Annotated in this window: 16 protein-coding genes; 6 read left to right on the top strand and 10 right to left on the bottom strand. The window is 23.9% G+C overall.

The genetic code is table 11. The features are described 5' to 3' along the window. Window positions 1–1625: 1625 nt before the first annotated feature. From ACTG47_RS20585 to ACTG47_RS20565, 5 genes are all read right to left on the bottom strand, one after another. Entirely contained in the window at window positions 1626–1751 is a 126-nt protein-coding gene (locus ACTG47_RS20585; RefSeq protein ID WP_479927261.1) for a hypothetical protein, read from the bottom strand. An 854-nt stretch (window positions 1752–2605) separates the two neighbouring features. Next, window positions 2606–2797: an AbrB/MazE/SpoVT family DNA-binding domain-containing protein gene (locus tag ACTG47_RS20580; protein ID WP_479927260.1), complete on the bottom strand. Its 192-nt coding sequence runs from the start codon at window positions 2795–2797 to the stop codon at window positions 2606–2608. A gap of 187 nt (window positions 2798–2984) precedes the next feature. Beyond that, on the bottom strand, window positions 2985–3110 hold the full coding sequence (locus tag ACTG47_RS20575) for a hypothetical protein (protein WP_479927259.1): 126 nt from the start codon (window positions 3108–3110) through the stop codon (window positions 2985–2987). Window positions 3111–3431: 321 nt separating this feature from the next. Next, the gene (locus ACTG47_RS20570; protein WP_479927258.1) at window positions 3432–3617 is read right to left on the bottom strand and encodes a hypothetical protein; all 186 of its coding nucleotides are present in this window, start codon (window positions 3615–3617) and stop codon (window positions 3432–3434) included. A gap of 207 nt (window positions 3618–3824) precedes the next feature. Next, the gene (locus ACTG47_RS20565) at window positions 3825–3968 is read right to left on the bottom strand and encodes a hypothetical protein (RefSeq protein ID WP_231306401.1); all 144 of its coding nucleotides are present in this window, start codon (window positions 3966–3968) and stop codon (window positions 3825–3827) included. A 977-nt stretch (window positions 3969–4945) separates the two neighbouring features. Between ACTG47_RS20565 and ACTG47_RS20560 the strand changes: the two genes are divergently transcribed. Further along, the gene (locus ACTG47_RS20560; protein WP_479927257.1) at window positions 4946–5680 is read left to right on the top strand and encodes a hypothetical protein; all 735 of its coding nucleotides are present in this window, start codon (window positions 4946–4948) and stop codon (window positions 5678–5680) included. Between the two features lie 587 nt (window positions 5681–6267). Continuing rightward, window positions 6268–6924 (top strand): hypothetical protein, encoded by a 657-nt coding sequence (locus ACTG47_RS20555; RefSeq protein WP_479927256.1) that lies wholly within the window; start codon window positions 6268–6270, stop codon window positions 6922–6924. A 459-nt stretch (window positions 6925–7383) separates the two neighbouring features. Here the strand turns inward: ACTG47_RS20555 and ACTG47_RS20550 are convergent, their stop codons facing one another. Next, window positions 7384–7977: a hypothetical protein gene (locus ACTG47_RS20550; RefSeq protein ID WP_479927255.1), complete on the bottom strand. Its 594-nt coding sequence runs from the start codon at window positions 7975–7977 to the stop codon at window positions 7384–7386. A 289-nt stretch (window positions 7978–8266) separates the two neighbouring features. Here ACTG47_RS20550 and ACTG47_RS20545 point away from each other — a divergent pair, with 289 nt between their 5' ends. Then, a complete protein-coding gene (locus tag ACTG47_RS20545; protein ID WP_479927254.1) occupies window positions 8267–8431 on the top strand; it encodes a hypothetical protein in 165 nt (54 codons plus the stop codon). A gap of 149 nt (window positions 8432–8580) precedes the next feature. Here the strand turns inward: ACTG47_RS20545 and ACTG47_RS20540 are convergent, their stop codons facing one another. Genes ACTG47_RS20540 through ACTG47_RS20530 form a run of 3 tightly spaced genes read right to left on the bottom strand, consistent with a single transcriptional unit; the run spans window position 8581 to window position 10031 of the window. Next, the gene (locus tag ACTG47_RS20540) at window positions 8581–8841 is read right to left on the bottom strand and encodes a hypothetical protein (RefSeq protein WP_479927253.1); all 261 of its coding nucleotides are present in this window, start codon (window positions 8839–8841) and stop codon (window positions 8581–8583) included. Between the two features lie 32 nt (window positions 8842–8873). After that, window positions 8874–9353, bottom strand: coding sequence for a hypothetical protein (locus ACTG47_RS20535; RefSeq protein WP_479927252.1), 480 nt, complete (start codon window positions 9351–9353; stop codon window positions 8874–8876). Window positions 9354–9368: 15 nt separating this feature from the next. Beyond that, window positions 9369–10031, bottom strand: coding sequence for a hypothetical protein (locus ACTG47_RS20530; RefSeq protein ID WP_479927251.1), 663 nt, complete (start codon window positions 10029–10031; stop codon window positions 9369–9371). 136 nt (window positions 10032–10167) lie between these two features. Between ACTG47_RS20530 and ACTG47_RS20525 the strand changes: the two genes are divergently transcribed. The 3 genes from ACTG47_RS20525 to ACTG47_RS20515 all read left to right on the top strand — a co-directional run bounded on the left by ACTG47_RS20525 (window position 10168) and on the right by ACTG47_RS20515 (window position 11914). Further along, window positions 10168–10713: an RNA polymerase sigma factor gene (locus tag ACTG47_RS20525; protein WP_479927250.1), complete on the top strand. Its 546-nt coding sequence runs from the start codon at window positions 10168–10170 to the stop codon at window positions 10711–10713. Further along, a complete protein-coding gene (locus tag ACTG47_RS20520) occupies window positions 10706–11407 on the top strand; it encodes a DUF4367 domain-containing protein (protein ID WP_479927249.1) in 702 nt (233 codons plus the stop codon). The genes ACTG47_RS20525 and ACTG47_RS20520 overlap by 8 nt, the downstream gene beginning before the upstream one ends. A gap of 69 nt (window positions 11408–11476) precedes the next feature. After that, window positions 11477–11914, top strand: coding sequence for a hypothetical protein (locus ACTG47_RS20515; RefSeq protein ID WP_479927248.1), 438 nt, complete (start codon window positions 11477–11479; stop codon window positions 11912–11914). 120 nt (window positions 11915–12034) lie between these two features. Here ACTG47_RS20515 and ACTG47_RS20510 read toward each other — a convergent pair. Then, window positions 12035–12904: replication initiation protein (locus tag ACTG47_RS20510; RefSeq protein ID WP_479927247.1), on the bottom strand; the 870-nt coding region annotated here is incomplete at its 5' end.

Raw genomic sequence — 12904 nt, 5'->3', positions numbered from 1 at the left:
AAATTACTTCTCCTAATTAAGTTTTAATTTAATTAAACAATAGCATTATTTTCATAATTATGTCAATTATTATATGTTGTCATAGTTAATTATCAAAGTGTCATAGTTAATTATCAAAGTGTCATAGTTAATTATCAAAGTGTCATAGTTAATTATCAAAGTGTCATAGTTAGATTATCAAAGTGTCATAGTTAGATTATCAAAGTCTAGTATTTCCAAAGTTTTCAGCTATGTCTAAATACTACTATTAAATACTATTAAATACTATTTATAGGTTTATTACTATTTATAAGGATATACTATATAGATGAATGACAAAATTAAAAATTGTCATAATTAAAACCAAGAAAATTAAGAAAAAATTTAACTTAAAAGCAAAAACTTAAATCCCCAAAATTGGCTCCTAAAATCAATTTTACGCTTATAAGGATTAATTACCTTACAAGAGGTTTGAAACTCCTTTAACAAGTAATTAAATGCGTTATATGATGATTGTAGACTTGTCCCTAAATGTAATTAAAACTTTAATTTTATTGCCAATAAAAGTTAAAATAAATAAATTATTTTTTTATTTGCTTTAAACCAACAAATATCAATATTTACAAGAGCATTAATACGTATTAGTACGTATTATCATGGTGGAATCATGCTCCATATGTTATAATTGAACTCTAAAAAGGATTAGATTTTTATATTAAAATCTAACCCTCATAAAGTTAATAAAAGATAGTAATTCATTTTTCAGAGTGTTTTTATTATCTATTTTTTAAACCATTCTTAGTTGCGAGCTTAGAATGGTTTTCTATTTTGCTATAAATTAAACTTGATATTAGACTTAATGCCACTGTAGTTATGTAATTTATAATTATATCTATAATCTCCACCACCTTTCTATTCTAAGATGTTATGGTGCTTAAAGGCGTTGAAATTACTATCTTATTCTTATTAGAATAGCAAAAAAAATTTTCAAAAGCAAATCATCACAAAACATTGGAAATACTAAGTAGATATTTTGAACATTAGTGTTTGTAATAATTTTACACAATAAAACTTATTTCACTAAAAACTAAACAACTTTTATTGAATTGTATAATATATAAATAATATTCTCTAAAATAGATTTTAAAATTTTGGGTAAAATTGGTCTTAAGAGATGAATAAACATAAAACAACATTTCAAATTTAAAAGTAATTTAGATATTATTAATGGAAGGCCATGTATAAAATAGTAAAAATATCTTATAATCGCCATTCTAATAGGTTTTATATGCCAAGTTAATGAAATGTACAAAGTAACATTTTAAAGCCTTTAAATGCTATTTAAACACGTTTTAACAATATCTCATTAATTGAAATAAAAAAACTTGACTTTTTTTAAAAATGATGGTATCATAGTATAGACATTATATATATTTCTCTCTCTTCTAAGAGAGAGAAATATATATAAATAGCTTTTTAAAAAGATTTAGCTTGAAAAAGTGTTAATGATAACTTATAATGAAAATAGTTCTGAAATATTAACATAATTTTATATATGAGTAAATCAAGAACTAAATAAAATATAAAATAAATATAAAAAAAAAGACACTGGCAGGTGTCTTTAAATAAAAAAAAGTGAATTTAGTTTAGTTTAAATATTTTAATATTGCATTTAGAAATATACTTGATAATACTATAGAACCTGTAAATTTGCACACAAGTTCAACGCAGAATTTAATTTTGTCGTATAAATCTTTTTGTTTTTTATTCACTTAAATCACCTCACTTTCTTATAAAAAAAGAAAAGAGGATTGAAAGAAAAAAGAATATAGTAGTAATTTTACTACTCCTTTGATAATACCATATTTTAGAAGAGGTTTCAACAACAAAAAAATATTTTTTGTTGTGTTTTGTTAATTTTTTGACACTTAAAATGCTTTTCTTATTTATTGTCTTTAATTTAAGAAAATTATAGACTAAAAAAGGATTTTTTATATGAAAATTAAATAACAGAATAATAGTAGTATCTGATTACCCCCCTATTAGATTTTTTCTATAGGGGGTATATGTTTATATGATAAAAAATATTGAAGGAATTAAATAAAAAATCTACAATAAGCGGTTGAATACCTAAAAAAACTATTAGATACTTATACTTTATGTAGTTAGAACATTGATTTTAATTGTTGTATTATATGTTATAATATTCATGCAAGGAAAATAATGGTTGAAAAGTGTAAGAGTGGCTATTTCCATATTAAACGCCAAATTCCATAATGGAAGGAGGTGAAACAGTATGGTGATAAATTTTTTATTGAGTATACTAGCTGGTGTTATATCAGCTTTCATGTATGATAAAATAAAAAACCACTCAAACGCCAATAAGAGTGGTTTAAAAAAGTAATTCTTTAAATCAATTTTGATGGAAATAGCTACTCTTGTATAAAATAAATCACTATTTCCTTGCTTTTATTATATCACAAAACACATAGTTTATGTGTATGTAGACACAATTTATGATATAAAAATGTGTACTCAACACATAAATTATTAAGAATAAATATCTTTCTGTTAAACTTATTCTTTGCTTTTGTATTGATAAATCATATTTATAGTTTATTCCTATTTAATCACATTCTTTATCTTTTTCAATTATTATTTTCCCATCAGCACATGTTAGTACTACACTTCGGTTGTCTTTAGTTATACCTAACTCCTTCATCATACCAGCTGGTATAGATAGTTTATAACCGACCGAACCTTTACCACTTGTGCCACCACTCTTGTTAATGCTTATATTACGCTTTACTTGTTCCATGTTCTCACCTCCTTAAAACTTAACTTGATATACTAAAAATGCTATAGCTCCAATAAGACAAGCAATAGATATTACCAGCTTTAATAATTCAATTATCAATGGTTTATATTTCATTTGATTTATACATGATTACTCTATATAATTTAGTTATAGGAGAGTGGCAAGACTGCTCCTATAACATTTTAGGTTATACTAATTTTAGGAGTTTTAGTATAATACCTATTACTGTGATGAGTTTAGCCAATTCAGTTAGGAGTTGTCTAAACTCTTTTATTATGTTTGTGATTTCTTTTATTTGATTAGGAGTAATCACGTTTAACACCTCCTTTCAATATCAATTATATATAGTGGATACCACCGAGTCAATATGTATTTTAAAAAAATAAAAATTAATAAATATTTTCATATTTGCTGACTTATTACTGACAAAATACAAGTATTAATATTATGTATATATTGTAAATACTATATTATAATGGATTAAGGCATAAAATATAAAATTCTATGTCTTAGTTCGCTGACATTCAAAAAAGAGTTGTAAGTGTTGATATTACTAGTATATATTGATTTTTTATGTTTCAGCGTATTAAATAAAAAACCACTCTTAAAATGCTGAGTGGTTTAATTTATATATCTAATCCATATCCTTTTCAATTATTATTTTGCCATCTACAAAACTTAAAAGAACACTCTTATCTTCTAGTGTTACCCCTAAATCTTTAATCATTTGAGCAGGTAATGACACTTTGTAGTTGACTGTATTTTTGCCACTATTCCCACCTGCCTTATTTATCATTATGTTACGCTTTGTTTTCTCCATATCTATCACTCCTTTTATAAAATAAATTAATTTATAATATTTAAAATGTATACTGATAAAAGTACAAGAATTATCAGCAATATAATTATTTTAATAATATTAGTTATAAGTTTTATATACATCTTTTTCATATTGTTTTATGAGGGAAAAAATGCTATTATTTAAGCAAGGAACTTAGATGTTACAGCATCTAAGCCCCTTTGGTTATTAGAATAAACTTGATATTGCTTTAAGTATTATTGCTAATAAACCAGTAATCTGAATAGCTTTTTTTAAAAGTTCAACGATTAAATTAGTTGTTTCTGTCAACTCTTTTAATAACTCGTTGAGCTTTTTAATTTTTTCTCTCAAAGTGTTCAACCCCTTTCTATAATTTAGATTATACTTCACTGGTGCCCAGTAGTCAATGGTTAAATTGAAACTTTTTCCATTTTTATTAATAAAATTATTCCTTGTAGATATTAAAAACATAAATGATAATGAAAATCAAATAATAAAGAGTTTTGTTTCCATATTTTAGAATCATTGATTGTATGTATAGTTATATGTTAGGTAAAATATCAATTTAATTAGTGTTTTTAAAGGTTTGATGTCTGAAAACGTATAAATGTATTAGAATGAAAAAAAGAGGCTTATAAGCCCAATAAATGCGTTATATTTGCTTTTTTATAATAACTATGTGTATGTAATATTGAATATAAATGTTTGATGATAAAAAAAGGGGGGGTATATAGGGTATTAGACTTGTTTGATATAAAAAATTTTGTGCTAGTTCTTTAATTTCTACACTTAAAAATTTTTTGTATGTAGACATAAAACAATAAAATATATTTATAAAAAAATCAAAATAATATTTCAACATAATTTTCATGAAATCTATTGAAATTTCAACAAAAACGACCTCGTATATGCCATTCTAAGGCGCCTTAAAATATCTCCCTTTATGTTTATACCTGTGAAATTTAGAAACGAATTATTGACGCCATATAGATACAGTGTTATAATAAAAGTTTTTAAATTATTGACAGGGTTTTTCTTATATGCTATTATGTCGTTAGTTTCAAAACATATCAAACTTACATATCTATTTATATATTTTCTAAAATAAATATATAAAGTGTTTAAATTTAAATCGAAACACAAGCCAATATACCTATATATGGTATATTGTTTAAACTATCTTAGATTTTCTAAAACAAATTTCAATAAATTAAAAATGGAGGTGGGAATATATAAATATTAACTAATATACCAGTAAAAGAAGGTATTATAAGAGTTCAATAAATATCAATAAAACAAAAGGAGTGATTTTTATAAGTTTAGAAAATATGGTTTATGATGATTTTACAAAGGATTTTAAGATAAGAGAATTTAATTCAGTTAATACTAACAAACAGAAACTACCTATTGCAACAAGAAGTACAATTATGTTAGATAAAAATGTAGACTATAATACACTTGTAGGGCTAACATTAGAGAGTAATTTTAATACTGAGGACATAGGCAACATGAACAATGATTGTACTAGATACCTTTATAAGAATAAGTTAACAGCTGGAGGTTATGATAGAATTTCAAATCTAACAAACAAATCCAAAAGAACAATTCAAAGAAATATATCTAAAATGTTAAAAGCTGATTGTAATATACTAACTGTAGATTTAACTAAAAATAATGGAGCATGTTATAAAATACAATATCTTGATAAAGAAGGTCATGATGGCTTTGTAACAGTAAACATAGAGATGTTGGAAGGACTTATAAGTGCATTTAATTCTAATGCTATAAAAGTCTATTTAACTTTATGCTGGATATTAAGAAATGGTAAGCCCTCTCCTGTAGCACAAAAATATTTAGCATCTACAATAGGATTACATACTGATAAACCTATATCAAAAATATTAGAAGAATTGCATGCTTCAAAATACATAAAAATGTCACGTGGAAAAAGTAAATCAAAAGATATTATAGTAAACAATCAAGTTAAAACAATACCAATACAACCATACATTTATCAATTATGTGATTATGAAGAATGGAAAAAAGCTAGAGAAATAGACTAAAAAAATAATACGCATAAGGGTATTTTGATTTTTAAATTACCTTTATGTGTAAATTGTTTTCTATAATTATTTTTTATAATATATACTCTATTTGAGTGTCCTCGTATGTGTATTTTGAGTGTTATCATACATACTTTTAGGTGTCACCGATAGGTGTTTTTTGTCCATAGCATTGCTATTACTTATATATAAGCAATATGGTTTAGTAAACTATTAATATTTGTTATAGATTTTTAATTAAGTATTCCAATGCACCTTTTTCAATCATATCTAAGTTAAATATATATATCATATTATCAAAAGCATCTGTAAATATTCAATAGTAGTAGTATTTTTTTCAAACTGTATAGTTAATTTAGTGTTTTTTAGAACTACTGACGAAAATTTTTTTAAAAAATTACATACAAATGTCCAAAAATGGATTTTCTAAATGTTATATATATAAATAAAAATATTTAGGAGGTATCTGAAATGAGATAAAGCAATTACTTTTAATTGTACTTAGACTTCTTACAAATATATTTGTAAATTTACTTAAAGAGAATGAAAACTATAACTATTTTGTAATATGAGAGGAGAATTTAACAATGAACTTAAAAAAAATTTCGTCAGTTGCTTTGGCAACTATAATAGTATCAACAGGATTATCTGGGTTAACAGCATTTGCAGATAGTAGTAAAAACATAGCAAATACAAAATCTTCTTACATGGAGGAAAAAGACTTTTATAAAAATTCTGAAAAAGATTTTACAGAAAAGGTTATTATTGATAATCAGGAATATACATTTAATCATAAATTTTCAGGTGATTTACATACAATAGAAATTAAGGGAGGAAATAAATCAGAAATTGTAGCATTCAATTCAAAATCTAATGAAGTATACTTAAATGGCAAGTATATGAGTACTGCTCAAGAGGAAACTGAACTTGTTCCTAATTCAGGTGCAATTCAAACCAAAAGTACATGGACTAAGATGGGAACGCACAAATTTAAATACAATTTCGTAGGAACAGAAAGCAAAGCTGTTATAGCAGGTATAATAGCAACAATGTGTTCGTTACCAGCATCTGCTATTGTAGGGGGCGTTGGAGGAATATTAGGGGTTGCAGGTTTCTGTTCATTTAAAGAAACTATATATTATAAAACTACTAATAAAAATTTCCGTAAATATGATTTAGCTATATATTCAGATAGAAGTTGGAGTTCATATGAAACAACTGTAACTCATTATGGAGTTATTTAAAAAATTGTTTGGAGAATTTAAAACTATGAGTCTAAAACTAAAACTAATTATAATATTTGTTTTATCTTTTATATCAAGTTTATTTTATTATTATAAAAATATTAACTTAAGTTTTATTTTTATGAACCTAATTTTTATATTTGTTATAGTTACTAATTTATTAAAAAAACCTTCTAAAAAGTATATTATTATAAGCTTAATTGTACTTATATTGCAATTATATTTGATGTATAGATATTTATACTAGAAATATAATTTACTAATAGTAGGTAGTTACTAAATGGATAACTATAAGATTAGATATTGAATAAAATAAATATAAAATACTATTTATTATTAGATTATTTTAACTAATTCTAAAATTGACGTCTAGGAAATAGTACTAACTTAAGAAATTTAAGTTAGTACTATTTTTAATTTATTATTATAATTTTGGAAATTAGTTTGATATATTGAACTTTATCTATATTTTTCTCTAAATTCTTTTAGTGCTTGGCTTATTAAATCTATCTTTTTGAATTGTTTATTATCATCACAGAATTTATTAAATAACTCTAATTCTTTACTATTTACTCTTACAGTAGTAAGTTTACTCTCAGAGTTCTCTAAATCTATTACTATCTGTTGTTTTATAACAGATGTATTACATTTGTGCAATTCTATGATTTCCTTTAATACATTATAGTTCGCAACTATATCTAGCAAATTATTTTTTATTTCCTTGTCTGATTTATTAATTACTTCTTTTATTGGATCTAACTTTACAACATTTTTATTACTAATGTTATTTTTTTCTTTTTGTATATCAGTTGTAATATTTATGTTATTTTTTATACTTCGCTCTTGTAATACCTCTGTTGTACATTCGTGTATATACTTGTTCAAGTTTTTGGAATAACTGTGATTAGCCTTTTTAAATCTATCTCTTATTGTACTTCTTCCGATTCCTATATTTTTACATATGCAGGTCAATGTTTCATTGTTTTCTAATTGTTTATTTATATATTCTATTTGCTTTAATATGTCTAATTCGTTAAATTTATCTTTATCCATATTACACCCCCATACAATTATAACAGATGTGCAACGTCTGTTATTAAAAATAATATTATAACCTAATATTATTTTTAATAAATTCAGAACTGACAGAAAGTAATGACTTGATAATTCCTTACATAAAAAATATAACTATCAAATGTTTAAATTTGTGTTGGACATAGTTAGATATATTGTAATAAAATTAAAATGTTGACTATGTTATAATTATTTATAACAAGAAGATGAAATCTATATTTTATAAAATAAAGTAAAAAAACCTCTATATGATAGGAGGTGAAAAAGTATGGATATATTTTTATTAGGTATCTTATCTAGTCTAGTTACAAGCATGATAGTCTATTTTATAAATAAGTTATTTAATATAAAGAAAAAGTTAAAAAGCCACTCGAATGCCCATAAGAGTGACTTTGATATTGAACTATTAATATTTAAGTTCAAAAGATATTAAAGAAAGTTTATTCTAAAACTAATAGAATATAGTTCTTCTTGTATTTATTATATCATTACAAGTACACTATATCACAACCTAATTATTGTACTTAAGAAATATATTTATTATATATGATTTATTGTTCTCATCCTTGTGTTTATATATTATTATTTTTTATTTGAAATTAATTTGATTATATCAGGTCTAGTTAAATTATGAACTCCCTTGGAAAATAATATTCCGCCTATTATTAAAAACATATAAGAATAGTTTTTAAATATTTGATTTTCAATTATGTTTCCAAAGCCTTTATCAGCTAAGTATCGTGCTTTCAATGATAATGCTAAATCATTATTAAAAAATAATATTATAAAACCTAATACTATTAATATTAAATTAACTTTTAAATACATATTTTTATCTTCCATTTTTAATCATTTCCTTCTGAAATTATTTAGATTTATATTTGCTCTTGATATAAATTACTTAAAGAACTAATTTTAAAATTTAGGACATTAGGCTTTAATTCTGTAACTTGTAACAACTCATTATATAATTTAAATGGATTTTCATCATACATGTTCAAAAATCTTTTTATATCTTTGTTTTTATGTATATAGAATAAAGTACTAGTATTATTTTTAAATTCTACTAAGCTTACTCCAACGTGTTCAAGTACTTCTTTTTCTTCTATATCAAAATCTTTTTCTGAAATAAAATGAACTTTGATTAAATTTATTCCTGCATCAAATTCATTAGGATTATCTTTATAAACATCAATTAAGTATGGATAATCTCTTAGTTCTGCCTTTCTTTTGCAATCTTCGATTACATAAAAGCCTAATGATTCATTTAAACAGTCCTCTGTTTGCATAAGCTTGAAAATTTCGAAGTCTTTCATTCTAAATTCTCCAACTAAATATATATTTGGTTTTTCCATTAACTATATCTCCTTTTATAATATTAATAATACAGCTAACCATGAAGCATATTCTGTAAGTGCAAATAAAGTTACTCCAACAATTGAAACGAATATACTTATTGCGATAATTAAATCATCACGAATTTTTAATTTTAATCCTTGTGAATTCATTTTACGCTTAGCTTGTTTAGCTTTTGCTTCTTCCTCTCTAGCTTTCTTAACATCTTTATGATTTCTTACTTTGCTTTGAATATCTTTAGGAACACCTTTGTTATTCATAGTATTACCTTTTCCATGAGTAGACGTTCCATCAAGAGCTTCTTTAGCCTCTACTCCTCCTTTTTTAACATGTGTATGGTATTTAGTTGCATCACTTCCATGAGGTCTATGTACTGTCATTTTCCAACCCTTTCCTAAGTCTGTCCACTGGTTAAATCCAAATGTTTGCATTTCTCCTGTAGTATTTATTTCCTCAGGAGATACATTAAACCTGTTAAGAATTTCTTCTAATTTATCTATTTTTTCTTTAGAAACAGTTCCTAAACTTCTTTCTTTATAAACTTCTTCAAGTACTTCATTTAACTCTTTCTTATTTTGTTCAAAAGAATATGTACTTGCATAAGTTGGCATTGTGTAACTTAATATCAATAATAGTGATAGTATTGATATTATTGCTTTCGATTTTAATTTTTTCATAATAAATATCCTCCAATTTATTTTATTTAAAGATATAACAAATATAAAAATTATTTTTAGACATATATATCTACAATTCTTTAAATTCTATATAATTTTATTTATAAAGAATATATGTTGTGAGGGAGATTAACTTATGTTGTTATATTTGACTATTATAAATTCAGAAGAAGAAAGGAATAAATTTGAAGATATATATATTAAATACAAGAAACTAATGTTTTATGTTGCTAATCAAATTTTGAAAGATGAAGCATTATCAGAAGATGCAGTTCACAATGCCTTTCTAAAAATAATTGATAATCTTGATAAAATAAATGATGTAAACAGTCCAAAAACTAAAGGATTCGTTGTTATTATAGTAAAGAGAATTTCAATAAATATATATAATAAGAGAAAGAAAGAGGAAATAAGTGATATTAATGATGAGAGTTATAAATTTAATTCTTTAGATTTATCGATTGAAAAATTAGGTAATTACAGCCACTTAGGAGAGGCTTTAAAGAAACTATCTGAAACAGATTTGCAAGTAATCCTATTAAAGTATAGTCATGGTTTTTCTACTAAAGAGATTTCTAAGATATTGAATATAAAAGAGGTTAATTTGTATAAGAAAAATAAAAGAGCATTAGAAAAATTAAAAAAAATTTTAAGTGAAATGGAGGCATTGTCAAATGAATAAAGATAAATTAGATATAGAAAAATTATTATATGAACAGCTTCCAAAAATAGAAGAAAAAATGTTGTATGAATTACCTTGTGATGAAGATATTGACCATGACTTTTCTATAGAATTTGAAAGCAAAATGGATAAACTTATAAAAGAAAATGAAAAAAAAGTAAAAAAGAATTCTTATAAAAATTTTAAAAGAATTGCTATTATTTTTATAATAATCTTATCAAGTATAGTCACTATAACTACTATAAAAACAGAAGCTTTTCCTGAAAGCTTAATGAGAATAATGAAGAAGGTATACAAAGAATTTACAGATTATAATTTTATAAACCCTCATAAATCAAATGTATCGTTCAAATATATAGAACCTAAGTATATTTCTACTGGATATAAAGAAGTTGAAAGAATTGAAGAAGAAAATTATCTATTAATATCATACAAAGATAAATCAGATAATTACATAATTTATCAAATGATGCCATATGCTAGAGATGTTGTAGTATTGGATACAGAGGATGCATTTGTTGAAAATATAAAATTTAATAACCATTATGCACAGTATGTTGAAAAAGAAAATACTCAGCAATTATTATGGAATGATAAAAATAATATCTATATGTTATCTAAAGAATTACCTACAAAAAAAATTACTAGAAAAGATAAATTAGAATTTATTAAAATTGCAGAAAATATTAAGTAAAATTTTGTCTAAAAAAACATTCTTTGATTGTTATATTGAATATATATAATTTTATGAGGAGGTTTTTTAATGAGAATAAAAAACATAATATCAATACTTGTATGTTCGTTAATTATGATAATGTCGCTGAATATTGTTAGTTTTGCTGATAAATTTAATTCATCTGATGTTATTTTTATGGAAGATGGTCAAGAAGAGGTAATCCCTTTTTCTGTGAATATATTGAATGGCAGATGTAATATATCATTTTCTAATGGACAGGTAAATATAAGTGCTTCTGTTGTTGGAAAATCTGGAGTAACAAAAACATCTATTATAACAAAATTACAAGAATTAAAATCTGGGCGTTGGGTAGATTTAAAAACATCTTCAAAGAAAACTGGAGGAAAAACTTGTTCTGTTACAAATTCTTACTCTGTAACAAAAGGTCATACATATAGAGGCGTTGCAACCATTACAGCTGGTAATGAATCTAAAACATTAATAAGTACATCTCAAAAATATTAAGAACTTAAGAATTTTTTTTGTGGTGTAAAAATGTTACTATGAGATTTTTATGCCCCCATAAATTTATTAGGTTTTGGGGCATAAAATTCTTATTATTTTTTTAGTAAGTCAAAAATAAAATTATTTAAACTTTTCCTTTTGACTTTTAGCAATTATGTCATCTAATTCATCAGTAGTATACTTAGTAAATGTTTCATTGAAATTATGAAATTTAGTTTTCTGTCTAGGAATCTCACTAATTTTTTTATTAGTTTTATTTTGTTTAGTATCTAAAGAAACTGTATTCTCTTTTTTAGAAAAATACCTCCTATCATCAAAATCTTTTACAATAAAAGTTATTGAATCTACTTTTCTACCCTTCTTATTTTCTATAAATTCAATGTCAAAATAATTTGTTGAATTGAGTTCTTCTACTGCTGGAACAATAACTCGTCTTTTAAAGTCAGCATACAATGGATATTTATTTTCTAGTAATAACAATTCTTTTAATGTCTCCAAGTTATATGTAATTGTACTTTTTGTCATTGTCCATAATCTAAGTAAATCATAAAAACGTTGAGCATATGAATTCCTTAAACTAAAAAATATTTGTAGGTTTATTGGAGTATAACCTACTTGAATATAGTTTTCGATTAAATCAAGTAATTCATTAGATGTCCTTACAGTAAAAGTTCTTTCATCTTCGTTATATAGCCAATAATATATAAAACTACATTCTCCCCAATTTTTATCACTCTTAATATAAATAGTCCCTGTTCTTAATTTAGTAAATATTTTACTTATTGCTTGAGGTGTTGTATAGTTAGGATTTTTCATAAGTTCTCTAATTTCTTCAATAGATATTGTTACTTCCAAATTTTTATTTTTTTGAAATTCATATAATAGCCTAACAAACAATCTATTTTCTATAGTTTGTAAATCATATTTAGCCATTATGAACTTATTAGATTTCATTAAGACATTAGTTTTTTGTTCTTTAATCTTCCCCAT

Source organism: Clostridioides sp. LIBA-6622 (assembly GCF_056716095.1).
This window is presented reverse-complemented; position numbering and strand designations above follow the sequence as displayed.

What these genes read in the sequence shown, in the direction of transcription:
- ACTG47_RS20580 (WP_479927260.1), bottom strand. Translation starts at nt 2,797, where the DNA reads ATGGAACAAGTAAAGCGTAATATAAGCATTAACAAGAGTGGTGGCACA.
- ACTG47_RS20570 (WP_479927258.1), bottom strand. Translation starts at nt 3,617, where the DNA reads ATGGAGAAAACAAAGCGTAACATAATGATAAATAAGGCAGGTGGGAAT.
- ACTG47_RS20560 (WP_479927257.1), top strand. Translation starts at nt 4,946, where the DNA reads ATGGTTTATGATGATTTTACAAAGGATTTTAAGATAAGAGAATTTAAT.
- ACTG47_RS20555 (WP_479927256.1), top strand. Translation starts at nt 6,268, where the DNA reads ATGAACTTAAAAAAAATTTCGTCAGTTGCTTTGGCAACTATAATAGTA.
- ACTG47_RS20550 (WP_479927255.1), bottom strand. Translation starts at nt 7,977, where the DNA reads ATGGATAAAGATAAATTTAACGAATTAGACATATTAAAGCAAATAGAA.
- ACTG47_RS20545 (WP_479927254.1), top strand. Translation starts at nt 8,267, where the DNA reads ATGGATATATTTTTATTAGGTATCTTATCTAGTCTAGTTACAAGCATG.
- ACTG47_RS20540 (WP_479927253.1), bottom strand. Translation starts at nt 8,841, where the DNA reads ATGGAAGATAAAAATATGTATTTAAAAGTTAATTTAATATTAATAGTA.
- ACTG47_RS20535 (WP_479927252.1), bottom strand. Translation starts at nt 9,353, where the DNA reads ATGGAAAAACCAAATATATATTTAGTTGGAGAATTTAGAATGAAAGAC.
- ACTG47_RS20530 (WP_479927251.1), bottom strand. Translation starts at nt 10,031, where the DNA reads ATGAAAAAATTAAAATCGAAAGCAATAATATCAATACTATCACTATTA.
- ACTG47_RS20525 (WP_479927250.1), top strand. Translation starts at nt 10,168, where the DNA reads ATGTTGTTATATTTGACTATTATAAATTCAGAAGAAGAAAGGAATAAA.
- ACTG47_RS20520 (WP_479927249.1), top strand. Translation starts at nt 10,706, where the DNA reads ATGAATAAAGATAAATTAGATATAGAAAAATTATTATATGAACAGCTT.
- ACTG47_RS20515 (WP_479927248.1), top strand. Translation starts at nt 11,477, where the DNA reads ATGAGAATAAAAAACATAATATCAATACTTGTATGTTCGTTAATTATG.